The 22,755-nt window shown below is 60.9% G+C and carries 21 protein-coding genes; 11 read left to right on the top strand and 10 right to left on the bottom strand.

The window, feature by feature from the left end:
* Positions 1 to 135: 135 nt before the first annotated feature.
* The 3 genes from GRI65_RS11890 to GRI65_RS11880 form a co-directional block, all read right to left on the bottom strand.
* Positions 136 to 879, bottom strand: coding sequence for an SPOR domain-containing protein (locus GRI65_RS11890; protein ID WP_160756785.1), 744 nt, complete (start codon positions 877 to 879; stop codon positions 136 to 138).
* A 3-nt stretch (positions 880 to 882) separates the two neighbouring features.
* A complete protein-coding gene (argS, locus tag GRI65_RS11885; RefSeq protein WP_160756784.1) occupies positions 883 to 2,646 on the bottom strand; it encodes an arginine--tRNA ligase in 1,764 nt (587 codons plus the stop codon).
* Positions 2,647 to 2,745: 99 nt separating this feature from the next.
* A complete protein-coding gene (locus tag GRI65_RS11880; protein WP_160756783.1) occupies positions 2,746 to 3,408 on the bottom strand; it encodes a hypothetical protein in 663 nt (220 codons plus the stop codon).
* A gap of 96 nt (positions 3,409 to 3,504) precedes the next feature.
* Between GRI65_RS11880 and ispH the strand changes: the two genes are divergently transcribed.
* The 3 genes from ispH to rnhA are packed head-to-tail and all read left to right on the top strand — an operon-like array spanning position 3,505 to position 5,989.
* Positions 3,505 to 4,500, top strand: a complete 996-nt coding sequence (gene ispH / locus GRI65_RS11875) for a 4-hydroxy-3-methylbut-2-enyl diphosphate reductase (protein ID WP_160756782.1) — start codon at positions 3,505 to 3,507, stop codon at positions 4,498 to 4,500.
* A 13-nt stretch (positions 4,501 to 4,513) separates the two neighbouring features.
* Complete coding sequence (thrB, locus tag GRI65_RS11870; protein ID WP_160756781.1) at positions 4,514 to 5,518, top strand: homoserine kinase; 1,005 nt, start codon at positions 4,514 to 4,516, stop codon at positions 5,516 to 5,518.
* A gap of 15 nt (positions 5,519 to 5,533) precedes the next feature.
* Complete coding sequence (gene rnhA, locus GRI65_RS11865) at positions 5,534 to 5,989, top strand: ribonuclease HI (protein ID WP_160756780.1); 456 nt, start codon at positions 5,534 to 5,536, stop codon at positions 5,987 to 5,989.
* A 25-nt stretch (positions 5,990 to 6,014) separates the two neighbouring features.
* On the opposite strand, the gene GRI65_RS11860 is transcribed toward rnhA, so the two are convergent.
* From GRI65_RS11860 to GRI65_RS11850, 3 genes are read right to left on the bottom strand one after another with little or no spacing between them, the layout of a single operon-like run.
* Positions 6,015 to 6,197, bottom strand: coding sequence for a YegP family protein (locus GRI65_RS11860; protein ID WP_160756779.1), 183 nt, complete (start codon positions 6,195 to 6,197; stop codon positions 6,015 to 6,017).
* A gap of 60 nt (positions 6,198 to 6,257) precedes the next feature.
* A complete protein-coding gene (locus tag GRI65_RS11855) occupies positions 6,258 to 7,355 on the bottom strand; it encodes an NAD(P)/FAD-dependent oxidoreductase (protein ID WP_160756778.1) in 1,098 nt (365 codons plus the stop codon).
* Between the two features lie 21 nt (positions 7,356 to 7,376).
* Positions 7,377 to 8,315, bottom strand: coding sequence for an alpha/beta hydrolase (locus tag GRI65_RS11850; RefSeq protein ID WP_332872646.1), 939 nt, complete (start codon positions 8,313 to 8,315; stop codon positions 7,377 to 7,379).
* A 150-nt stretch (positions 8,316 to 8,465) separates the two neighbouring features.
* Here GRI65_RS11850 and GRI65_RS11845 point away from each other — a divergent pair, with 150 nt between their 5' ends.
* The 7 genes from GRI65_RS11845 (at position 8,466) to GRI65_RS11815 (ending at position 15,728) form a co-directional block, all read left to right on the top strand.
* Positions 8,466 to 8,963 (top strand): A24 family peptidase, encoded by a 498-nt coding sequence (locus GRI65_RS11845; RefSeq protein ID WP_160756776.1) that lies wholly within the window; start codon positions 8,466 to 8,468, stop codon positions 8,961 to 8,963.
* Positions 8,964 to 9,050: 87 nt separating this feature from the next.
* A complete protein-coding gene (gene cpaB, locus GRI65_RS11840) occupies positions 9,051 to 10,052 on the top strand; it encodes a Flp pilus assembly protein CpaB (protein WP_160756775.1) in 1,002 nt (333 codons plus the stop codon).
* Positions 10,053 to 10,116: 64 nt separating this feature from the next.
* Complete coding sequence (locus GRI65_RS11835; protein WP_160756774.1) at positions 10,117 to 11,697, top strand: type II and III secretion system protein family protein; 1,581 nt, start codon at positions 10,117 to 10,119, stop codon at positions 11,695 to 11,697.
* 14 nt (positions 11,698 to 11,711) lie between these two features.
* Complete coding sequence (locus GRI65_RS11830) at positions 11,712 to 12,356, top strand: CpaD family pilus assembly protein (protein WP_160756773.1); 645 nt, start codon at positions 11,712 to 11,714, stop codon at positions 12,354 to 12,356.
* Positions 12,357 to 12,367: 11 nt separating this feature from the next.
* Positions 12,368 to 13,648, top strand: coding sequence for a pilus assembly protein CpaE (locus GRI65_RS11825; protein ID WP_160756772.1), 1,281 nt, complete (start codon positions 12,368 to 12,370; stop codon positions 13,646 to 13,648).
* 84 nt (positions 13,649 to 13,732) lie between these two features.
* The gene (locus tag GRI65_RS11820) at positions 13,733 to 14,704 is read left to right on the top strand and encodes a type II secretion system F family protein (protein WP_160756771.1); all 972 of its coding nucleotides are present in this window, start codon (positions 13,733 to 13,735) and stop codon (positions 14,702 to 14,704) included.
* 16 nt (positions 14,705 to 14,720) lie between these two features.
* Positions 14,721 to 15,728, top strand: a complete 1,008-nt coding sequence (locus GRI65_RS11815) for a type II secretion system F family protein (protein WP_160756770.1) — start codon at positions 14,721 to 14,723, stop codon at positions 15,726 to 15,728.
* A gap of 37 nt (positions 15,729 to 15,765) precedes the next feature.
* On the opposite strand, the gene GRI65_RS11810 is transcribed toward GRI65_RS11815, so the two are convergent.
* The 4 genes from GRI65_RS11810 to GRI65_RS11795 all read right to left on the bottom strand — a co-directional run bounded on the left by GRI65_RS11810 (position 15,766) and on the right by GRI65_RS11795 (position 19,240).
* The gene (locus GRI65_RS11810; RefSeq protein ID WP_160756769.1) at positions 15,766 to 16,254 is read right to left on the bottom strand and encodes a MarR family winged helix-turn-helix transcriptional regulator; all 489 of its coding nucleotides are present in this window, start codon (positions 16,252 to 16,254) and stop codon (positions 15,766 to 15,768) included.
* 73 nt (positions 16,255 to 16,327) lie between these two features.
* Positions 16,328 to 17,200 carry a crotonase/enoyl-CoA hydratase family protein gene (locus tag GRI65_RS11805; protein ID WP_160756768.1) on the bottom strand — a complete coding sequence of 291 codons (873 nt, stop codon included), beginning with the start codon at positions 17,198 to 17,200 and terminating at the stop codon, positions 16,328 to 16,330.
* Positions 17,201 to 17,233: 33 nt separating this feature from the next.
* Positions 17,234 to 18,016 (bottom strand): SDR family NAD(P)-dependent oxidoreductase, encoded by a 783-nt coding sequence (locus GRI65_RS11800; protein WP_160757121.1) that lies wholly within the window; start codon positions 18,014 to 18,016, stop codon positions 17,234 to 17,236.
* Between the two features lie 51 nt (positions 18,017 to 18,067).
* A complete protein-coding gene (locus GRI65_RS11795) occupies positions 18,068 to 19,240 on the bottom strand; it encodes an acetyl-CoA C-acetyltransferase (protein ID WP_160756767.1) in 1,173 nt (390 codons plus the stop codon).
* Positions 19,241 to 19,532: 292 nt separating this feature from the next.
* On the opposite strand from GRI65_RS11795, the gene GRI65_RS11790 reads away from it, so the two are divergent.
* Positions 19,533 to 22,703 carry a TonB-dependent receptor domain-containing protein gene (locus tag GRI65_RS11790; RefSeq protein ID WP_160756766.1) on the top strand — a complete coding sequence of 1,057 codons (3,171 nt, stop codon included), beginning with the start codon at positions 19,533 to 19,535 and terminating at the stop codon, positions 22,701 to 22,703.
* Positions 22,704 to 22,755: the final 52 nt, after the last annotated feature.

The raw sequence follows: 22,755 nt of genomic DNA, 5'->3' as shown, positions 1-22,755 counted from the left end.
TACGGATGTTTCGCAAGGTTTCACCGCACCGGCAATGTGGATACCCGGCGGCTTTCGGATGCGGTAAAGCGAAGGGGCCGGAAACTGCATGCTTCCGGCCCCCAAATTCAGCAGTCTGAGCCGTTGGCGCGCCAGCTATTTGACTTGGCAGGCAAGTCCATCAGCGCGAAGTTTTTCGCAGAGGCCTCTCGCCCCAGCAGAATTCCCTGCGATCGCCTGGAGCCGGTAGACCGTACCGATATCAGCCACCCCTTCGACAATCCGGTGATTATAGCCCTGCAGAGCGTCGGTCTGGCGGTTGAGGGCATTCCAGCCCGCTTCCGCATCCGCCTTGTTCGAATAGGCGCCAACCTGGACGGCTATGCCGCTTGCTGCCGCTGGCGCCGCCGCCGATGACGTTTTCCCATCCGCCGGAGCCGCGTCGGCTGGCTTTATCGTCGAAACGCTTGGTTTGGGGACAATCTTCTCGGCAATCCGGCCTTCGCGGGACTGGCCTTCGCCCACTGCGGGCGCGACATCGCCCGTCCCCGCGAAATTGCGGCCACCGGGATCTTCCGGTCGTTCCTTGACTGGTCCCGGCGGAGCTTCGATGGTGCTGCCGTCGGCGACCAACCCGCTATCGGAAGTGCGATTGGAGAAGAACCAGATCGCCCCGAACAACGCCAGCAGCGCCAGCGCCGCGATCAGGACAAAACCGACAATACGGCTTGTGTCGACACCCTCGTCCTCGTCTCCGTAGTCGCTCGATTCAAGCCATGGAAGCGGCTCGTCATCTTCGACCAGGGACAGTTCTTCGGCGTCATCAGCGGAATTTTCCGCTCCCGCGCCGGTTTCAATCGGCTCGTCGCTTTCGCGGCCGTCTCCCTCGAAACCCGACATTCGTTACATCTCCTCCACTGCCTCCACCCCAAGCAGGGCGAGACCATTGCGCAGGACCTGCCCGATCTGGCTGGCAAGGAAAAGCCTTGCCCCGCTCAAATCGGCGTCCTGTGCCACGATGAACCGCTTTAACGTGTTATCATTACCCAAATTCCAATAAGCATGAAACTCCCCTGCGAGTTCATACAGATAGAACGCCAACCGGTGCGGTTCGCGGGCGTGCGCTGCGGCCTCCACCACGCGGGGAAACTGTGCGGCGTGCTTGACCAGTTCAAGTTCCTCCGCACCGAGGGCGGCGATGTGATCAGGCGACGGCGCGAAGCCTTCGGCAGCGCCTTTCCGCAAGGTCGAATGGATCCGCGCGCTGGCATATTGCACGTAAAACACCGGATTGTCCTTCGAAGCCTCCACCACTTTGGCGAAGTCGAACTCCATCTGCGCTTCGGGTTTACGGCTGAGCATGGTGAAGCGGACGACATCCTTGCCCACTTCCTCCACCATGTCGGCGATGGTGATGAAATTGCCCGAGCGTTTCGACATCTTTACCGGGTCGCCAGCGCGCATCAGCTGGACCATCTGGACCAGCTTGACGTCGAACGGGATCGCCTTGTGTTGACCTTCTGCCAGCGCCGCCACGGCAGCCTTGATCCGCTTGACCGTGCCCGAATGATCGGCCCCCCAGATGTCGATCAGCGCGTCGGCGTTTTCGGCCTTCTGCATGTGGTAGGCGAGATCGGCCCCGAAATAGGTCCAGTTTCCGTCCGACTTCCTGATTGGCCGGTCCTGATCGTCGCCGAAGCGGGTGGACCGGAACAGCGGGAGTTCGACCGCTTCCCAATCGTCGAGAACCTTGCCCTTGGGCGCTTCCAGAACCCCGTCGTAAACCAAATCGTGCTGGCGCAGCCACGCCTCCGCTTCGGCCGGCTTGCCCGCGATTTGCAGTGCCGCCTCGGACGAGAATACGTCATGCTTGATACCCAACAGCGCAAGGTCGGCGCGGATCATGTCCATCATCGCATCGACCGCGTGAGCACGGAATACCGGCAACCAGTGCTCCTCATCGGCATCCTTGAACCGTTCGCCGAGCTCCTTTGCCAAGGCCTCGCCGACCGGCACCAGATAGTCACCAGGGTACAGACCCTCGGGAATGGCGCCGATGGCATCGCCGAGCGCCTCGCGGTAACGCAGGTGCACGGACCGCGCGAGCGTATCGACCTGCGATCCGGCATCGTTGACGTAATATTCGCGGATGACCTTGTTCCCGGCGAACTCCAGCAAGGTCGCCAGCGCGTCGCCAACCACCGCGCCGCGGCAATGGCCCATATGCATCGGCCCGGTCGGGTTGGCCGAAACATATTCGATGTTGACCGTAACGCCGTCGCCAACGTCGGAGCGGCCGTAATCGCTGCCCAAGGTCGCGATCGCTAGCAACTCGGCGCGCCATGCCGCATCCGACAGCCGCATGTTGATGAACCCGGGGCCGGCAATCTCCGCCGATTCGACGTCCGGGTCGGCTTTGAGCTTCTCGGCAATCTTCACCGCTAGGTCGCGCGGATTGGTCTTGGCCTGCTTCGCCAGTACCATGGCAGCGTTGGTTGCGAGATCGCCGTGACTGGGATCGCGCGGCGGCTCCACCGCGACGTTCGAACGGGAGCTGCCGGGCGGCAATGCCCCCTCCATCTCGAGGGCGTTCAGGATCGCGCCCACCTTCTCCGCGAAGGCGGAGTGGAGCGTTTGCAGCGGCGCGGCTTCGGTTGGTTTCGACATGACCAGAGCGGTTAGACGAACCCGCCGGAATCGCAAGCATCCGCGGCGCTAAACCTGCGCGGTCGCACTAGCTTGATGGCAGGGCCGCCGCGCCGGGAGTTAACGGGTGGCGTTGTAACCCAGCTGTTCCTCGGTCAACTGGAAGCCGACCAGCAATTCGAATGTCGCGCGCGCCAGGGCAGCCTTGACCTGCGGATCGGCCAGCGGATCGAGCGCGGCGTCGACATCCCCAGGGCGGCGGCGGCGAGTGATCTGCTCGCGTATTTCCGCGGGCAAGGTGGCTTCGGCGCGGTCGACAAAGGCGCCGGCCTTGGCACTGGCCTGCGCGCGTTCCTGGCCATCGGCGAAGTCGATCACCACGGTGCCGATTCGCTTGGCCTGGACGGCACTGCCGCCGCGCAGCACTGCGGAATAGTACGGGAGTTCAACCCGGCGCGCACCGGACGTGTTGGTCCGCCGGGCCAAAACGTCGAACGTCGCTTCCGAGTAGACCTTTTCGCTGGTGTCGTTGCACGTGCTGCGTACGTTGGTGATGGAGGCGGTGACGTCCATATTGGCGACCGTCTTGTCCCCTGCGGACTGGAAGGTGGTAACGTTTCCGGTGAAATCGGGCACCCCGACAGCAGGACAGACCGAACGAATCGCGGCGATCCCGACGCCCTGGTTGATGACGAGCTCGCCTTCCCGCGAACATCCGGCCAACATGGCAGCAGCCCCAGCGAGAGGAAGGACAGTCAGTAGAAACGGGCGGTTAGGCGTCATCGGGAGATCCTCAGGCATTCGAAATAAGTCGCTCGCGCGGGCCAGCGAATAACGTGGCCCTAGCGGGCTGGACCGCAAAGCGCTAGAGGCGGAGACATGAACGCTCCCTTGCATAACGCCCGCCCTGGCTCCGCTTCCGGTTCGGACACGGACGTGCGCCCCGCGCTCACCCTGCTGATCGCCGCACCACGCGGATTTTGCGCCGGTGTGGACCGCGCGATCGAGATCGTGGAACGCTCGCTCGAGCGGTATGGCAGCCCGGTCTATGTTCGCCACGAGATTGTCCACAATCAATACGTTGTCGAAGGTCTCAAGGCCAAAGGCGCGATCTTCGTAGAAGAGCTGGATGAGGTACCGGATGGTGCCCCGGTAGTGTTCAGCGCGCACGGCGTGCCCAAATCGGTGCCGCAAGAAGCGCAGCGGCGCGGGCTGGATTATCTCGACGCGACCTGCCCGCTGGTCAGCAAAGTGCACCGTCAGGCCGAACGCCAGATCGAGGCCGGTCGGCACATCCTGTTCATCGGCCATCGCGGCCACCCTGAGGTCATCGGCACCATGGGCCAGGTTCCCGAAGGGCAGATGACCCTGGTGGAAACGATGAAGGATGTGGAGCTACTCGAGTTTGCACCAGGCACGGAATTGTCGTTCCTGACGCAGACGACCCTCTCGGTCGATGACACAGCTGCGATGGTCGAGGCTATCCGGCTGAAATTCCCCCAGATTGTCGGACCGAAAGCGGAAGACATTTGCTACGCTACATCCAACCGGCAGGCCGCGGTGAAGGAAATCGCACCCGGCAGCGATCTGGTGCTGGTGATCGGTTCGCCCAACAGTTCCAATTCCGTGAGGCTGGTCGAAGTTGCGGAGAAATGCGGCACCGAGGCCCGGTTGATCCAGCGCGCCGACGATATCGATCGCGCATGGCTCGAGGGCGTCGGTACGCTCGGCCTGACGGCGGGCGCGTCCGCTCCGGAAAAGCTCGTCCGCGAGGTTGTCGACCGCTTGTCGGAGTGGCGGACGGTAGAAGAACATACGCTGGTCAGCGCGGTGGAAAAGATGGTCTTCAAGCTGCCGCGCCAGCTGACCGAATAGGCGGGCCAGGCGGTTGGCGGTATACACCCACCTTGGCGCGGGAGATTTTGCAGCGCTGATCGCCGAGTATGACGTGGGCGAACTGGTATCGGCAAAGGGCATTGCGGAAGGCGTCTCCAACAGCAACTGGCTTATCGAAACGACCGGCTCCGCCGGCGCGCTGGATTCGAACAACAAGCCGCAAACCCGGTTCATCCTGACAATGTACGAGCGGCGGATCGAACTGGGCGATTTGCCGTTCTTCCTCGCCTTGCTCGACCATCTGTCCGCAGCGGGTAGCCCGGTTCCGCGAACGATCCACGACCGCTCTGGCGGAGCGTCGCGCCTGGTAGATGGTAAGGCGGTCGCCATGATCGAGTTTCTTCCGGGCGTTTCGATAGACAATCCGAGCGAAGCGCAGGCAAATGCCGTGGGACGGGCGCTGGCCGGAATCCACCTGGCTTCGGCGGATTTCATCGCGTCCCGGACGAATGACCTGCGTCCGGACGACTGGAAGACCCTGTTCGACCAATGCGGGGACCATTTGGGCGACATCGATCGCGACCTTCCAGCGGCGGTGGACCGATACATGCCGCAGTTTCGGGCGGAATGGCCCGAGCACCTTCCGCGGGGGACAATCCATGCCGATCTGTTTCCGGACAATGTCCTGATGCTGGGCAACCGCGTCTCCGGCCTGATAGATTTCTACTTCGCCTGCACCGACATCATTGCCTATGATCTGGCTGTGACTCATGCGGCCTGGTGCTTCGACAAGGGAGGACGCGTTTTCAGGCCGGAAATTGGCAAAGCGCTGATGGCTGGCTACGAAACCGTCCGGCCGCTATCCGACGCGGAACGCAGCGCAATGCCGCTGCTGGCGCAGGGGGCGGCGATGCGGTTCGCCGCGACCCGGTCGTTCGACTGGATAAACACTCCGGGCGATGCGCTTGTGGAACGCAAGGATCCGGTGGATTTTATCCGGCGGCTGGAATTCTACAGTCAGAATGGTCGCAGCATCTTCCCCTCACCGGCCGGTTGAGGCAAGGACGGACCGATGAAGCACGTTGAGATTTTCACCGATGGCGCCTGCAAGGGCAATCCCGGCCCAGGCGGCTGGGGCGCACTGCTGCGAATGGGCAAGCACGAGAAAGAAATTGCGGGCTCCGAAGCTGACACCACCAACAACCGGATGGAAATGACCGCCGTTATCCGGGCCTTGAACGCACTGATCGAACCTTGCGCGATCGATCTTTATACCGACAGCAAGTATGTGCTCGACGGCATGACCAAGTGGATCGACGGCTGGCAACGCAATGGCTGGAAGACGGCTAGCAAGAAGCCGGTCCGTAACGAGGACCTGTGGCACGAATTGATCGAAGCGGTAAAGCATCACCAGGTCGACTGGCACTGGGTGAAAGGCCATAATGGCCATCCGGAGAATGACCGCGTCGACCGGCTAGCCAGCGATGCTGCCGAGCAGGCTCAGGCCGTGGCGGGAAGAGCCAGCTAGGCGGGCCCTTCCCTGATCGGAAATGTCAGGCCGCGGTCTCGTCCACAATCTCTGCGCCGGGGCCATTTTTCTGGATCGAGGAAATAGCGTTTTTCGCACTCGCCCGGCTTGCATAGCCTTCGGTCCAGAAAATCGCTTCCGAATTGTACATGAAATAGGCCACGAATTCGCCGGCCTTGTTTTTCTTGATCTTGAAATGGTGGGCCATCCAGCCGCCTCCCCTACTTGCGAATTAGCGAGAGTAATTTAACTGCTGATAAAAATAAATCTAGCTAAACCGTCCTGGTGAATATTTAGACGGATCAAGTCCCTTCGTCATTGCCTCTTGCGTTTTATTCCCAATGACTTGCGACGCCAGTCGCGCTGCGGCGGGTGCGGTCTGAATGCCGAACCCGCCCTGACCGGCAAACCAGAAGAAATTGGGCTGCCGCGTATCGAAGCCGTATACCGGCAGCCGGTCCGGAGCAAAACTGCGCAAACCGGCCCATTTATGTTCGACATGCTCCACCCGCCAATCCGTGACCCGTTCCAGTCGCTCGATCGCCGTGGCAACAGAGAATTCATCAGGCGCCGCGTCGCACGGCGGCGACGGGTGCTCGTCATGGGGGCTAAGCCACAGCCGCCCGTTTTCCGCGCGAAAGTAGAAATTGCCGGCAATGTCCAGCACCAGTGGCAAGTGTTCGGGCGGCGGCGGGTCGACCCTCAATTGGGCTACTGTCCGCCGCATCGGCGAAATGCCGAGCGGCTCTACCCCCGCAACTTGCGCAACCTCGTCTGCCCACGCGCCCGCGGCGTTGATGACCACGCTTGCCGTATATTCCGCGCCGGCTGTCGTTGTCAGCAGCCATCCTTGGGCGTCGTGCCGGGCTGCGGCCAAGCGCGCCCGGGTTACGAGTTTGACCCCGCCCTTGCGCATCATCCCGAGATAATGTCCGTGCAGACCCGCGACATCGATATCGGCGCAGGCGGGTTCCCAGACGCCGCCGGTCCACGCCGGCAGCAGTCCCGGAACACGCGCCGATACTTCGGCTGCGCCGAGCCGTTCAATGGTCGCTCCGCTATTCGCAAACCGTTCCATGAAGTCATCGAGCAAGCCCGCGTCCTCGTCCCGCCCGATATAAAGAGCGCCGATCTGCGACAAGAACCCGTGGCTTTGCAGGTACGGACCCGAAGCGAGCGTAAGCGGCACTACCCCCGGACCGCCGTAGCATTCCTCCCAAAACGCTGCCGACCGGCCAGTTGCGTGGTAGCCTGGCCGGTCCTCGGCCTCCAGCACCAGCACCCGGCCACAGGCGGCGAGTTCGGCGGCCAGGCTGGCGCCTGCCATCCCGGCCCCGATAATCGCGAAATCGTATGCGTCAGCCAAGATGGCCTATTCCCTGCCAATTCATGACGCGTCATGCACGGGAACGACCCGGTCAAGAAAGTCGGCAATCGCCGCCATCACACGGTCGCGCACATCGTCCACTTCACGAAGAACCTCGTGCCTCGCCTCCTTGCCGAGCCGGAGCAGTTCTCCGTGCGGCAAGCGGTTCGCAGCGCGTTCGATCGCAGCCATTTCAACCAGCCTGTCGTTGGTGGTGCCGATCAGCAGCACAGGTGTGGTCACCGCTTCGAGCACACCGGGCCTGTCCAGTCCGCGGATCGAGGCGTAGCTGCGTTCGACCCAGCCCCAACTGCCCGGCCCCATTACCAGTTCAGGCCGCTGCTGACGCCACCACAATTCGTCCTCGTAACGGTCCTTGTCATGCGTCAGCAAGTCGATCCGTCCCGCGGGAACCTCTCCGGGTTTTTCGCTCCATTTCCAGGCCGGACGTGTACGGTCCCCCAGCCGCGCCATTATCTTCGCCGCCCCGTGCATGACTCGCAAAGGAAGCACAGTGCCGACATATCCCAACATCGGTGCCGACAACACCACTGCGTCAGCATCGACCCGGTGTTCAGCCAATGCCCTGAGCACCAGATGGCCCCCCATTGAATGGCCGGCGATTACATGCGGCCCGGGAGTAGCCGTTTTCCAATCGGTCCAGAACGCGGCAATATCGTCGATCCAGGTCGAGAAATCCCCGATGTGCCCGGTAACCGGATCGTTGCCGAGGCGGCCCGAACCGGCTTGCCCTCGCCAGTCCGCCGCGGTTACCCGCCACCCTGCCCGAGACCACTGCTCCAGCGTTTCGAGGTATTTTTCGTAAGCATCTCCGCGGCCTGGCACAAACAGGATCGAGCCTCGCGGCGGGGCGTTTTCGCCTGCCGCACCGGAGGGCCAGTCGATCCGGCGAATTTGGTGGCCGTCTGGCGCGCCCCACGCGCTTTCGGTCGCGTTCACCGGGATTGCGCGCCGATCAATCGCCGGGCCTCCGCCATCAGGGTTCACCGCGGGTGTATCGTATTGCCTAATGCTAACCTCCAACGGTTGGTTACTATTTGGTAAGCCATCATCAGTAAGAAGCCTTCCATAGGGATTTTGGGGGCTTCAGTGCTAAACGAATATTTCCACTACGGATTGCTGATTGCCTTGGCAATCGCGCTGCTGATCGCGGCATTCACCGATATTCGGCGGCGCCAGATCAACAATTGGCTCAACGCCAGCATCGTACTTGCCGCCCCGCTTTTCTGGTGGAGCGGCGGATTGGCACTGTGGCCCGATGTGGCCATGCAACTCGGTGTCGCGCTTGGCGCCTTCGCAATTCTGGCGGGTCTGTTCGCGTTAGGCGCGATGGGCGGCGGTGATGTCAAATTGCTTACCGCGCTTGCACTGTGGGTAAAGCCGGAGTGGTTTCTCGAAATGGTGATCATCATGGCGCTGCTTGGCGGCATACTGACGATCGTGATGGGAGCTTGGCATATCGCTCGCCGCCAGCGCGACCGACTGGCCATCCCGTATGGCGTCGCAATTTCCGCTGCCGGCCTGTGGGTCATCAGCGTTCATTACCTGCCTGCCGCCGGCACCGCCGTCGGCGCGACGGTGGGGTAAACCGGATTTTAACCAACGTCACGTAACTACCACAACACAACGCCCATACGACTTTTTCTGCGGGCCGAATGAGGGGGCTTAACAGCCATGGATAGGAAGAAACTCGCTCTTTTGCTTTGCGCGCTGATCATTGCGGTCGGCACGGCACTTGCAGCGCGGAGCATGTTCGCAGGGAATTCTGCACCTGTAGCCCAGGCTGCAGCAGTACCCCAAGGGCCCAAGGTTCTGGTCGCGCAACGAGGCCTCCCGGTCGGCACGATCATCACGGCGGATTCAATCAGCTTCCAGCAGTGGCCGGAAGAACTGGTCCAGGACGCCTACTTTCTTGATGGCGAGTCCGACATCACCAAGCTGCTGGGCACGGTTGTCCGCTACCAGATCTCTGCCGGCGAGCCGGTTACCCAGGGATCGCTAGTGGCTCCGGGTGACCGCGGCTTCCTCGCAGCGGCTCTCGGTCCCGGCATGCGGGCGGTTACCGTTCCGGTGTCCGCCAAGACCGGCGTTGCTGGCTTCGTGTTTCCGGGCGACCGGGTCGACATCGTGCTGACCCAGACGGTCGCTGGTGACGATGACGGCGCCGACCTGAAAGCGGCCGAAACTTTCCTCCGCAACATGCGGGTTCTCGCGACCGACCAGTCGACCACCCAGGAAACGGTCGAAGGCAAGACAGTGGTCCGCCAGTTCCGCACCGTAACTCTCGAAGTAACCCCGAAGATCGCCGAGAAGATCGCTGTGGCACAAACTATTGGCTCACTCAGCCTGTCGCTGCGTTCCATCGCTGACAACCAGGCCGAGCTCGACCGCGCCATTGCCGCCGGGGATATCAAGGTTCCCGATAACGCCACGCCGGAAGAAGAAGAAATGATCCTGGCCAAGGCGGTATCTCGTCCCAGCGACCAGGGTTCGACCTTCGTTACCGGAAGCGATGTATCGCGTTTCCAGCGGCGGACCGTTCCTACAGCGAAGACTCCGCAGGCAGCTGGCGGCGAAACCTACACTCGTCCTGGCGAGCCAGCTCGGCCGACAGGCCCAGTGGTTCGAGTAACCCGCGGCAAAGCAACCGTCGAAGTTCCTGTGGGGAGAAACTGAGATGAGCCGAGCAACACCAATTCTCGCCCGCCAGATCAATGGCACGAAATCAAGGGGCACCTCCATGAAACGCCGTCTGACAGCTACCTTGCTGCTTTCCGCCATCGCTGTTGCGCCGTTTGCCGGCGGGATCACCGGGATGGAAGCAGGCACCGCATACGCCCAGTCCGTCCGTAGCCCAGCGCAGGATATCGTCCTGTCCATCGGCCGCGGCGAACTGGTCACGGTTCCCGGTTCAATGGCCGATGTGTTTGTCGCCAACGAAGCGATTGCCGACGTGCAGGTCAAGTCCCAGCGCCAACTTTACCTGTTTGCCAAAGCGGGCGGCGAGACCACAGTCTATGCCAGCAACGCGGCCGGCGACATCGTATGGTCGGCCAACATCCGCGTTGGTTCAAACCTCGACAGTGTCGACCAGATGCTGAACATGGCTATGCCCGAAGCGAAAATCTCGGTTTCCACCATGGGCACCAACACCGTTCTGCTGACCGGGACCGTCGCGGCACCGGAAGATGCCGCCGAAGCCGAACGACTGGTGCAGGCGTTCGTCGGCGAAGACAGCAATGTCATCAGCCGTCTGAAAATGGCGACCCCGCTTCAGGTCAATTTGCAGGTCCGGTTCGCCGAAGTCAGCCGTTCGCTGGTTCGCACCATCGGCACCAACCTGGTCAGCGCTGACAGTAGCAGTGGCTTCAAGTTCGGCATCGGGCAAGGGCGCGGAGCGATTACGCAATACACGCCCGGGGGGCCGCTTTTCGGCGGCGTAACCGAGGCAACGCCTGGTACATCCGTGGTTACTTCCAATCCCGTGGGTTCGACAATTGCCGGCTTTGGCCGCTTTCTGGGCCTCGACTTGGGGGCCGCACTGGATCTGGCTGAGACCGAGGGCCTGGTTACCACTCTGTCACAACCAAACCTGACCGCCCTTTCCGGCGAAACTGCTGACTTCCTTGCGGGCGGTGAGTTTCCGATCCCAAGCAGCGGCGGCCTTGGCACGACGTCGATCGAATTCCGCAAATTCGGGGTAAGTCTGGCCTACACTCCGACCGTCCTTGCCAATGGCCGGATCTCCATCCGCGTGCGTCCTGAGGTTTCCGAATTGTCCTCGCAAGGTGCCATCACGATCGAAGGCTTTACGATCCCGGCACTGACAGTGCGCCGGGCAGAAACGACCGTGGAGCTTGGCTCCGGCCAGAGCTTCATGATCGCTGGCCTGATGAGCAACAACGCACAGAACACGATCGACAAGACACCTGGTGCCGGCGACTTGCCGATCCTGGGCAATCTGTTCCGTTCGCGTTCGTTCCGCCGCGGTGAAACCGAACTGGTCATCATCGTGACACCGTATCTGGTGCAACCCGTCGATGCGAGCCAAATCAAATTGCCTACGGACGGCTTCCGCGCCGCAACCGAACTTCAGAGCCTGCTGGGCTTCCAGGACAATGACGGTATCAGCGGTGGAAGCCGCCCGGTGCCGACCGTGCGCGGCCAAGATGCCGCGTCCCCATCGGTGTCCGGGTATGACCCGACCGGCACAGGCCCGGACGGGCAGCCAGACGAACGTTCGGCGGATGCGCGGAAAACCAAGCATAGCAACGAACGCACTGCCGATGCATCCGCCGTTCCCGGCTTCAGCCTCAAGTGAGAAAGGTGAACACAATGCCTATTGCAACACATCGCAAACTGACTGGCGTTCTCGCGCTCTCGCTGGGACTGGCTCTAAGCGCTTGCGGCGGAATGCCGAGCAATCGCGGCCTCGACAGCATGCGCCAACCGGTTGTCGAACGGACCAATTTCACCCTCGACGTCCAGGCCGGGGCCGGCGGCCTCTCGATCTCCGAACAGCAGCGGCTTGCAGCGTGGTTCGAAACCCTTGATCTGCGCTATGGCGACCGGATCTCGATCGATGACCCGATGATGAGCCAGGCCACGCGCGAAGTGGTCAGCAAACTGGCCGGGCGCCATGGCGTGCTGGTCGAAGAGGGCGCACCGGTGACGGCGGGTTACGTAGAACCCGGCGCGGCCCGGGTCGTGGTCACACGATCCACCGCATCGGTTCCGGGCTGTCCGGACTGGTCGGAAACGTCCGACGCCAATTTCAACAACGCTACACGCGCGAATTACGGCTGCGCGACCAACAGCAATCTCGCGGCGATGGTCGCCAACCCTGAAGACCTGATTACCGGTCAGAAGGGTACGGGCGAGACCGTGGTCACCACGTCTACGAAGGCAATTGCGAGCTATCGCAAACAAGTACCAACCGGTGAAGGTGGCCTAGCGCAGACCACCTCAGGCGCAGAATAAGGGGAATTTTGATGAACGCTCCATGGAAACCTGGCGCTGCTGGCAACCGCGACCCCTTTGCTGCCTTCATCTGTGATGAAGCTGCCCTGGATGTCCTGCGGCCGGTAGTGATCGAACTCGGCTGGCAGCCGGAAAAATGTAACAAGGGCGGCCTGCGCAACGCGGTCCAGTCTCTATCGGTTGCGGCCAGCCCGAACATCCTGATGGTCGACCTGTCCGAAAGCGGCGATCCGTTGAACGACATCAACGCCCTCGCAGAGGTCTGCGAACCCGGCACGGTGGTGATTGCCATCGGCCAGGTCAATGACGTACGGCTGTACCGCGACCTTCTCGGTAGTGGGATCCACGATTACCTACTGAAACCGCTTTCTGCGGGCCAGCTGCGTGATTCCCTGACACAGGCCCAGGCGGTGTTTTCTTCGCCCAAGCACAGCGATCCCGATGCTGCCAAGCGGCACATCTCGACCGCAGTTGTCGGGACCCGGGGCGGTGTCGGCGCGTCGATGCTGGCGACCTCGCTTGCGTGGCTGTTCGCTTCCGAACACAAGATGCCGACGGCGCTGCTCGACCTCGATGTCCATTTCGGCACCGGCGCCTTGGCGCTGGATCTTGAACCGGGCCGCGGATTGACGGATGCGATAGATAATCCAAGCCGGATCGACGGACTGTTCATCGAACGCGCCATGATCCGAGCCGGCGAAAACCTGGCGATCCTGTCCGCAGAAGCGCCGATCAACTCGCCGCTGATGACCGACGGGGCTGCATTCGTGCAGCTGGAGGAAGAATTCCGCCAGGCGTTCGAAATGACAATGATCGACTTGCCACGCAACATGCTGATCAACTTCCCGCACTTGCTGGCAGATGTGAACGTCGTGGTGCTCGCTACGGACATGACGCTGGCGTCAGCCCGCGACACGATCCGGATATTGTCCTGGCTGAAAACCAATGCGTCTCATGCGCATCCGGTGATCGTTGCCAACAAGGTCCAGTCATCGATCATGGAGATCAGCAAGGCCGATTTCGAAGCATCGATCGAACGGAAAATCGACTTCACGATCCCGTACGACGCGAAGGCCGCAGCGAACGCTGCCAAGCTGGGCCAGACCTTTGCGGATGCTAACCGTTCGAACAAGTCGAGCGCGGTCATCCGCCAGCTGGGCGATTATATCGTCGGTTCCAGCGACGAGTTGGCCGAAGGTGCCAAGCCAGAGAAGAAAAGCCTGCTCGGCAATTTCGATCTCAAGTCGTTGTTGGCCAAGAAAGAAAAGAAGGTATCGGCTCCTGCCGAGTGAGCCGGCGGTGGGACTGCCGGACCATTCAGGCGCGGCAGCCCGTCGTTCGATTTTTGTGAATTGTAGGAAAGGCTGGACATTACCATGGCCACTTTACCGCTAGTGCTGGTTATCTGCGGAGTGTTCGCTCTTATGGCGATCGCATACGTGCTGGTGGCCGGACCATCGGTTGGCAAAGCCAGCCATCGCCGGCTCGAAGCCGTGCGCTTCCGCCATTCCCAGAGCACGGACACAAAAGTTGAATCGCAGCTCAAGAAGGCGATTGCGGCGCGCAAGCCGAAGGCTTTCAAAGTGGCCGGTTCCGGATCACGCATGGAAGCCCTTGCTGGACGGCTGGATCGCTCTGGCAAGACCTGGACCGTAAGCCAATATCTTTATACCTCGCTCGGCCTCGGGCTGATGGTGGCGGTGATAGTGTTTCTCCAGTCAGGAGCCTCCCTGCTCGCGCTCGGCCTCGGGTTCTTCGTTGGCGCGGGCCTCCCGCACATGGTGGTCAATTTTCACATCAAGCGGCGCACAGGCCAGTTCAACACCAAATTTCCCGACGCTATCGATCTGCTCGTTCGGGGCCTGCGCTCCGGCCTGCCAGTAACTGAAACGCTAGGCGTTGTCGCTCAGGAAGTTCCCGGCCCGGTCGGCCTGGAATTCAAAGGCGTCGTCGAACGTATCCGGATCGGGCGAACAATGGAGGAAGCGCTACAGGAAACTGCCGACCGTCTGGGCATTGCGGAATTCAACTTCTTCTGCATTACCCTGGCAATCCAGCGGGAAACCGGCGGCAACCTGGCGGAAACCCTCTCGAATCTTGGTGACGTGCTCCGCAAACGTGCGCAGATGAAGCTCAAGATCCGCGCCATGAGCTCGGAATCCAAGGCTTCCGCGTATATCGTGGGCGCCCTTCCGTTTATTGTCTTTGGCATGATCTGGTGGATCAACCCGAAGTACATCGGGACCTTCTTTACCGACGAACGTCTGATGGTGATCGGTATGGGCGGCGCCGTCTGGATGTCCCTTGGGGCTTTCATCATGGCTAAAATGGTTAGCTTCGAGATCTGAGCGAGGAACACAGAAAATGATCAACACCCCGCCCGGACCAACACTGCTCGGCTTCGACGTGCTCTTAGTAGGCACGATCATGGCCGGCGTTGCCGCCTTTGCAGTGGTTCTCGCCATTTACGCCGCTGTTACTGTCAGGGACCCGATGGCCAGCCGCGTGAAGGCTCTTAACGCCCGTCGCGACGAACTGAAGGCCGGGATTGTCAAATCCAGCGCGAAGAAACGAACCAGCCTGCTGCGCAAAACCGAAGGTACGGAGCGCGTCAAGGACACGCTTTCCGGTCTTAAGGTTCTGCAGCAGAGCCAGATCGAAGCGGTCCAGCAAAAGCTGGCACACGCCGGGATCCGTAACAAGGAACTGGCCGTGGTGGTCATTCTTGCCCGGATGATCTTGCCGATCATACTTGGTGCGATCGGTGCCTACGTGTTCTACTTGTCCGACATTTTCCCCGAATGGGGCAGCTTCAAACGTTTCGGCGGGTTCGCCGTTTCGCTCCTTGCGGGATATAAAGGTCCCGAAGTGTACTTGCAGAACAAGGCCAAGAAGCGCACCGACTTGGTCCGCAAAGGTTTGCCCGACGCACTCGACCTGCTGGTCATCTGCGCCGAAGCCGGTTTGACGGTCGATGCTGCGTTCAACCGCGTGGCCAAGGAACTGGGACGGGCCTATCCCGAACTGGGCGACGAATTCGCCTTAACCGCAATTGAGTTGTCCTTCCTGACCGAGCGCAAGATGGCTTTCAACAACCTGGCTTATCGCGTCGACCTAGAATCTGTGAAGGGCGTGGTTACCACCATGGTCCAGACCGAACGTTATGGTACGCCGCTGGCGTCGGCACTGCGCGTGCTGTCGGCCGAATTCCGCAACGAGCGGATGATGCGCGCAGAAGAAAAGGCAGCCCGCCTGCCAGCAATCATGACCATTCCATTGATCCTGTTCATCCTGCCGGTGCTGTTCGTTGTGATCCTTGGCCCCGCGGCCTGTTCGATCAGCGATGCCTTCTCGGACGGCACGCCGAAATAACACAAAGCAGACCGAGCAATCGGCCAGCATCCTGAAATTACTTGGTCCCGCAGTTGCCAGTGGCGACTGCGGGACCGATTTCTTCCGATTGGTCTCGTAGTCGTTTCAACAGGGAAATGAACACCCGGCGCTCGGCGTCGTCGAGCGGTTCCATTAGCCGGCTCTCCATCGCCCGCGCCATCGGAACGATCCGGTCGTGCACTTTCCAGCCAGCATCGGTCAGCGCCAGCAAGTGGGAACGTCCGTCGTCGGCATTCGGCTCCCGGCTGATCAGGTCGCGGTCTTCGAGGACTTTGCAGGCGCGGTTGACCGCCACCTTGTCCATCACTGTGAGATCGGTCAGCCTTCTCTGGGTCAGGGGACCGCTATCCCCGAGCACCGCCATCACCCGCCATTCGGTGACTTTAAGTCCGAACTCGCTGCGATAAACCTCGGCAATCCGGTTGCTGACAGCGTTCGACGTTATCGAAAGCTGGTACGGCAGGAACTGCGCAAGGCTCAAGGCTTGGGAAGCGGTATCTGGCATCCACTTGATTCCTAACGAAGCAGGGCGGGAAAACAAGGTACCGGGTCTGCGATGATGCGGGATAAGTTCACCACTAGCGGTATTCGGGCTCGTCCCACCATGGATAAAAATCGGGCATGTCGCTGGTTACTTTGCAGGGGAATTCGGGCTCGCGCTTTTCAAGGAAGCTCTGGATGCCCTCCTGCGCATCCGCGGATTTGGAAAGCCGGAATATCGACCGGCTGTCCACGCGGTGCGCCGTCATCGGGTGTTCAGCGGAGGACAGGCGCCACAGCATCGCCCGGGTCATGGCGATTGACACAGCGGACGTGTTGTCTGCGATTTCGAGCGCCAATGCCCGCGCTGTGCCGAGCAATTCCGCCGCCGGGTGAACGGACCGCACAAGCCCGCCGCGCAGCGCCTCGTCCGCTCCGAATACGCGCCCGGTCATGCACCATTCCAAGGCCTGCGAAATACCCACCAGCTTCGGGAGGAACCAACTGGACGACGCCTCGGGCACGATGCCGCGCCGTGCAAAGACAAATCCGTAACGCGCGGTGTCCGCAGCCAGCCGGAAATCCATTGCCAGTTGCATGGTCGCCCCCACCCCCACGGCAACCCCGTTACAGGCGCAAATTAGGGGCTTGGTCGACTGGAACAAACGCAGTGTCAGGCGCCCGCCGCCATCGCGGACACTGTCGTCCCCCAGATCGTCAACCGGATCGTCGCTGGAAAACGGCCCTCCCCCGCCTTCGGGCGTCAAGTCCGCTCCCGCACAGAAAGCCCCGTTTCCTGCACCGGTAAAGATTACCGCCCGCACCGCGTCGTCGCCGTCTGCCAGATCCATTGCCGCGCAGATTTCGCGCATCATGTGCCGGGTGTAGGCGTTCATTTTTTCCGGCCGGTTGAGCGTGATGGTCGCGATCGGGCCGTCGACCTCGTATTTGATCTGGCTGAACTCGCCCATCGCGCTCTCCTTGTCGCCGTCAATCCGGTCCGATCAGCGCGGCGCCATCCGAATACCGCCGTCGAGACGCACATCTTCACCGTTGAAGTAACCGTTTCCGATCATCGCCAGCGCCAGTTGCGCATATTCCTCGGGATACCCGAGGCGCTTGGGGAACGGCACCGACGCCGCCAGCGCGTCCTTCACCGCATCGGGGGCGGCGTTCATCAGCGGGGTGTTGAAGATCCCTGGCAGGATGGTGTTCACCCGGATGCCTTCGCTCATCAGGTCGCGTGCGATCGGCAGGGTCATTCCGACCACCCCGCCCTTGGATGCGGAGTAGGCGGCCTGCCCCATCTGGCCATCTTCGGCAGCGACGCTGGCCGTGTTCACGATCGCACCGCGGGCGCCGTCTTCAAGCGGATCGAGGGTCAACATCCCGGCCGCCGATTTGGCGAGGCAGCGGAACGTGCCGACGAGGTTGATCTGGATAATGAAATTGAACGCATCGAGGGGAAAATGCTTGATCGAACCGTCGGTCTTGGACCGGCTAGCAGTCTTGATCGCATTGCCGACCCCGGCGCAGTTGACCAAGATGCGTTCCTGACCGTGCGCTTCGCGTGCCTTGGCGAAACCGGCATCGACCGAGGCATCGTCCGTGACATTCACTTCACAGAAAATGCCGCCAATGTCCGCCGCCACCTGCTTGCCCTTTTCTTCCTGAAGATCGAAAATTGCGACCTTCACGCCTTTGGCTGCGAGCGCACGCGCAGTTGCTTCGCCGAGACCCGATGCCGCGCCGGTAACGACCGCGGCAGTGTTGCTATCCAAGAACATATCCATAAATCCCTTTGTTTTCAATTTTTTGTGCGCCTGTATGGCGTTCGTCTAGAGCGCTTCCACGATGGTGACGTTGGCAACGCCGCCGCCTTCGCACATCGTCTGCAAACCGTAGCGCTTGCCGCGGGCCTTCAGCGCATGCAGCAAGGTCGCCATTAACTTGGTGCCCGACGCACCGAGCGGATGACCCAGCGCGATCGCCCCGCCGTTCACGTTGAGCTTTTCGGGATCCGCACCGGTGTGCTTGAGCCACGCCAAAGGAACAGAGGCAAACGCTTCGTTCACTTCGAAAAGGTCGATGTCGTAGATCGACATGCCAGCCCGCTGCAAGGCACGGTCGGTAGCGAATAGCGGTTCTTCCAGCATGATCACCGGATCGCCGGCGGTCACGGTCAAATTGTGGATCCGCGCGAGCGGGGTCAGGCCATGCTCCTTCAGCACTTTCTCCGACACGATCAGCGCCGCGCTGGAACCGTCGCAAATCTGGCTGGCGGATGCAGCGGTGATCCGGCCCTTTTCGCTCAGCAGCTTGACCGACGCGATGCTTTCCAATGTCGCCTCGAACCGGATGCCCTCGTCAACGGTGTGCTGTTGTTCGCCTTCGGGTGTATCGATGGTGATAGGGACGATTTCCGCGTCAAACGCGCCCGCCTGCGTGGCGGCGATCGCCTTGCGGTGGCTTTCGTAGGCAAAGCGGTCAAGATCGTCCTTGGTGAAGCCGTGCTTGTCCACCAGCATTTCCGCGCCCATGAACTGCGACCACATGATGCCGGGGTATTTTTCCTCCAGGCCCGGGGATTTGTACATCCCGAGGCCTTCTTTCATGTGAAAGCTGGCGGTCGAGCCCATAGGCACGCGGCTCATGCTCTCGACACCGGCGGCGATAACCACATCCTGGGTACCGGACATCACGGCCTGAGCGGCGAACTGGATTGCCTGCTGCGACGATCCGCACTGCCGGTCGATCGAGACCGCGGGCGTCGATTCCGGCAGCAGCTTGCTGGCCAGAACCGCATTGCGACCGACCTGCATGGCCTGTTCCCCAGCCTGGCTGACACAGCCCATGATGACGTCTTCAACCGTTGCCGGATCGATCCCGCAACGCGCCACCAGCGCATCCAGCGAGGCAGCCGCCAGATCGACCGGATGGACCTCGGCCAGTCGGCCCCCGCGGCGCCCTCCGGCGGTTCTGACGGCGTCGACAATATAGGCAGCGGTCATTTCAGGCTCCTTAAGTTTTATTTGGCCCGTCGGTTAGGAACCAGCGGTTGAGCGGTCAAGTGGCGGACTGCAGATATGCGTTTCCGAGCCTGCCAACCCTACCAAATGCGCGCGTTGCACGAAAGACACACGACATTTGCAAACTCGGCAAACGGGTTAAATTCCATTGCGATTGACGGTCGATTAACGCAACCGGTGTGCACTGCAGCAGGTTAGTTCGAACACTTTTCGTTCTGCCAAGCTCGTAAGTTAGAGGCCTTAGAAACGGCTTTTTCAAGGGGACCTATTCCAAATGAAAAAATCCATCTCACTCAAGGCTGGCGTTGCTCCGCTAGCTCTCGGTATCGCGATGATCAGCGCCCCGGCGTTTGGTCAGACAACCGACGATGATACCAATGTTGGCGTGACGTCTGCAACCGGTGTCCAGACAGAAGTCGGCGACCCGATTGTTGTTACCGGCACTCGTATCCGTCAGGCGAACCTTGAATCGGCAAGCCCGATCACTGTGGTTTCAGCCGAAGAAATCACCCAGACCGGCACGACCCGAGTTGAAGATCTGGTGAACTCGCTGCCGCAGGTATTTGCCGCGCAGGGTTCCAATGTCTCCAACGGTTCGACCGGTACCGCAACACTTAACCTTCGCGGCCTCGGTTCCGAGCGGACGCTGGTTCTCGTCAATGGCCGCCGCTTGGTACCAGGCGATCCAACGACCTCTGCAGCCGACATCAACGTGATCCCGGCCGCAATGATCGAACGCGTCGACGTGCTGACCGGCGGTGCTTCGTCGGTTTATGGTGCGGACGCCGTGGCCGGTGTGGTCAACTTCGTGCTGGATACCGATTTCGAAGGCTTCAAGCTCGACACCCAGTATTCGGTCTACAATCATGACAACCGTAACAACAGCGCCTACACCGATCCGCTCGATGCGCGCGGATTTGGCTATCCCCGCGGGATGTCGACGGATGGCGGAACTTTCGACGCCACGCTCGCGTTCGGTTCCAGCTTTGATGACGGCCGCGGCCGGGTAAGTGCCTATGTCGGCTATCGCAAGATCAACCCGGTCGTGCAGGCAAGCCGTGACTATTCGGCTTGCGCACTTTCTGGCCGGACCAAGGCGCAGTTCGATGCGGACGGCCAGCTCTACAGCTGCGGTGGCTCGGCCACTTCGCCAACCGGTACACTGTTTGCATACGACAGCGACGATCCACGGACCGCCAACTTCACTTCGCTGACCTATCAGTTCGCTCCAAACCGCGGCATTGCGCCTGGTTTCACTCCGTTCAACTTCGCGCCGACGAACTACTTCCAGCGTCCTGACGAACGTTATACGGCCGGCGTCTTCGCGGATTACGAAATCTCCGACGCGATCAAGCCGTACATGGAATTCATGTTCATGGACGACCGCACGGTCGCCCAGATCGCTCCATCGGGTGACTTCGGCAACTCGCTGTCGCTCAACTGCGACAACCCGCTGCTGGGTGCTTCGCAGCTGGCTCTTATCTGCGATGACGAAAACCTTCTCGTCAGCCCGGCTCCGGGTGATGCGTTCTTCGTAGTCGGTAACGCTGCTGCTGAAAACCAGGCCCGTATCGACCGCGGCCTTGGAGAACCTCTGCTCGGGACCACGCCGTTCGATTTCATCGATCCGACGACTGGTGCAACCTATAACCGCGGTTTCGCGCAAGTCCTGCGCCGGAACGTCGAAGGTGGTCCGCGTCAGGACGATCTTCAGCACACCAGCTACCGCGCCGTACTCGGCGTCAAGGGCGATCTCAGCCCGGTATGGTCGTATGATACCTATTACCAGTACGGTCGTACCAACTTCGCACAGACCTATCTGAATGACTTCTCGGTCACCCGGATCAATCGTGCGCTTGACGTGGTGAACGATGTTAACGGCAACCCTGTCTGCCGCTCGGCGCTGGACGGAACCGATCCAAACTGCGTGCCATGGGATATCTTCTCACCTGGCACGACTACACCTTCGCCTGAATCGATTGCCTATCTCTCCACTCCGGGCTTCTCGCGCGGGATTGTGACCGAGCAAGTCATTTCGGGTTATGTCTCGGGTGCGCTGGGCCAGTACGGCTTCAAGTCGCCTTGGGCGGATGACGGCGTAGGCGTCGTGTTCGGTGCTGAATACCGCAAGGAAAAGCTGGAATTCAGTTCCGACACCGCGTTCCAGACCGGCGATCTCGCTGGTCAGGGTGCGCCAACCCTGCCGGTATCGGGTTCGTTCGACGTGAAGGAATTCTTCACCGAAATTAACGTGCCGATCGCTCGCAATAGCTGGGTTTATGACTTCAGCATCACCGGCGGCTACCGCTATTCGGATTACAGCACGGGTGCCACAACTGACACCTACAAGATCGAAGGCGAATTCGCCCCGATCCCTGACATCCGTCTCCGCGGTGGTTACAACCGTGCTGTTCGTGCACCGACAGTCCAGGATCTGTTCGCTCCGCAGCGTGTAGCGCTCGATGGTTCGACCGATCCATGCTCGGGCTTCGCGATCACGGCTGCTGACACGGGCTGTCTTGCTCAGGGTCTTTCGGTTGGCCAGACGGTCGCTCCGAACCCTGCGGATCAGTACAACGGCCTGATCGGCGGTAACCCGAACCTGCTGCCTGAAACCGCCGACACCTACACTGTCGGTGCAGTGCTTACGCCAACCTTCGTCCCCGGCCTCGCTCTCAGCGTCGACTACTTCAACATCAAGATTGAAGATGCGATCCAGGGAATTGGCGCAGATACGATCGTCGCAGCGTGTACCGCAACGGCCGATCCGGAATTCTGTTCGCTGGTAAACCGCGACCCGTCAGGTTCGCTGTGGCGTTCTTCCGGCGGTTTCGTGACCAACCTGCAGCAGAACATCGGTGGTCTCTCGACCTCGGGTGTCGACGTCAACGCCAGCTACCGGACCCAGGTCGGCAACGCAGGCCGCCTGAGCCTGAGTTTCGTCGGTACGTGGCTGGACGAATTGGTGCTTGATACCGGGGTAACCGTCCCCGGCCAGGACCAGACCTATGACTGCGTTGGTCTGTACGGCAACACCTGCGGTACACCGACCCCTGAATGGCGTCACACGGCCCGCGTGGGCTTCGACCTGCCAAGCGGGATGGGTGCATCGGTTCGTTGGAGGTATTTCGGTAACGTCACTCTCGACGCTCTCGAAGACAATACCAACCTCGGAAGCACCGCTGCCAGCGGCCCGGCTCCAGGCGGCATTGCCCGTCCCGGTAACGCTGGTTTCGATTCGATCAGCTACTTCGATCTCACCTTCAACTGGGAAGTTGGCGACAATTTCGACTTCCGTCTTGGCGCGAACAACGTGTTCGACAAGGCACCGCCAACCACCGGTTCGCAGTCCTGCCCTGCCGGTTTCTGTAACGGAAACGTGTTCGCGCAGGTTTATGATGCGCTCGGACGGTATATCTACGCTGGTGTGACGCTCGATTTCTAAGCGTTACCCGAATGAAAAAGGAGACGGCGGGCCATTTGGCCCGCCGTTTCTG

Source organism: Allopontixanthobacter sediminis (assembly GCF_009828115.1).
In the GTDB taxonomy this organism is placed as follows: domain Bacteria; phylum Pseudomonadota; class Alphaproteobacteria; order Sphingomonadales; family Sphingomonadaceae; genus Allopontixanthobacter; species Allopontixanthobacter sediminis.
The sequence above is the reverse complement of the archived record's forward strand: the minus strand, read 5'-3'. Positions and strand labels throughout refer to the sequence as shown.

Coding starts and splice junctions, on each gene's coding strand:
- GRI65_RS11805 (WP_160756768.1), bottom strand. CDS start 17,200: ATGGGCGAGTTCAGCCAGATCAAATACGAGGTCGACGGCCCGATCGCG.
- ispH (WP_160756782.1), top strand. CDS start 3,505: ATGAACGCTCCCTTGCATAACGCCCGCCCTGGCTCCGCTTCCGGTTCG.
- GRI65_RS11860 (WP_160756779.1), bottom strand. CDS start 6,197: ATGGCCCACCATTTCAAGATCAAGAAAAACAAGGCCGGCGAATTCGTG.
- GRI65_RS11820 (WP_160756771.1), top strand. CDS start 13,733: ATGGCCACTTTACCGCTAGTGCTGGTTATCTGCGGAGTGTTCGCTCTT.
- rnhA (WP_160756780.1), top strand. CDS start 5,534: ATGAAGCACGTTGAGATTTTCACCGATGGCGCCTGCAAGGGCAATCCC.
- GRI65_RS11795 (WP_160756767.1), bottom strand. CDS start 19,240: ATGACCGCTGCCTATATTGTCGACGCCGTCAGAACCGCCGGAGGGCGC.
- GRI65_RS11890 (WP_160756785.1), bottom strand. CDS start 879: ATGTCGGGTTTCGAGGGAGACGGCCGCGAAAGCGACGAGCCGATTGAA.
- GRI65_RS11830 (WP_160756773.1), top strand. CDS start 11,712: ATGCCTATTGCAACACATCGCAAACTGACTGGCGTTCTCGCGCTCTCG.
- cpaB (WP_160756775.1), top strand. CDS start 9,051: ATGGATAGGAAGAAACTCGCTCTTTTGCTTTGCGCGCTGATCATTGCG.
- GRI65_RS11800 (WP_160757121.1), bottom strand. CDS start 18,016: ATGTTCTTGGATAGCAACACTGCCGCGGTCGTTACCGGCGCGGCATCG.
- GRI65_RS11815 (WP_160756770.1), top strand. CDS start 14,721: ATGATCAACACCCCGCCCGGACCAACACTGCTCGGCTTCGACGTGCTC.
- GRI65_RS11810 (WP_160756769.1), bottom strand. CDS start 16,254: ATGCCAGATACCGCTTCCCAAGCCTTGAGCCTTGCGCAGTTCCTGCCG.
- GRI65_RS11790 (WP_160756766.1), top strand. CDS start 19,533: ATGAAAAAATCCATCTCACTCAAGGCTGGCGTTGCTCCGCTAGCTCTC.
- argS (WP_160756784.1), bottom strand. CDS start 2,646: ATGTCGAAACCAACCGAAGCCGCGCCGCTGCAAACGCTCCACTCCGCC.
- GRI65_RS11835 (WP_160756774.1), top strand. CDS start 10,117: ATGAAACGCCGTCTGACAGCTACCTTGCTGCTTTCCGCCATCGCTGTT.
- GRI65_RS11880 (WP_160756783.1), bottom strand. CDS start 3,408: ATGACGCCTAACCGCCCGTTTCTACTGACTGTCCTTCCTCTCGCTGGG.
- GRI65_RS11825 (WP_160756772.1), top strand. CDS start 12,368: ATGAACGCTCCATGGAAACCTGGCGCTGCTGGCAACCGCGACCCCTTT.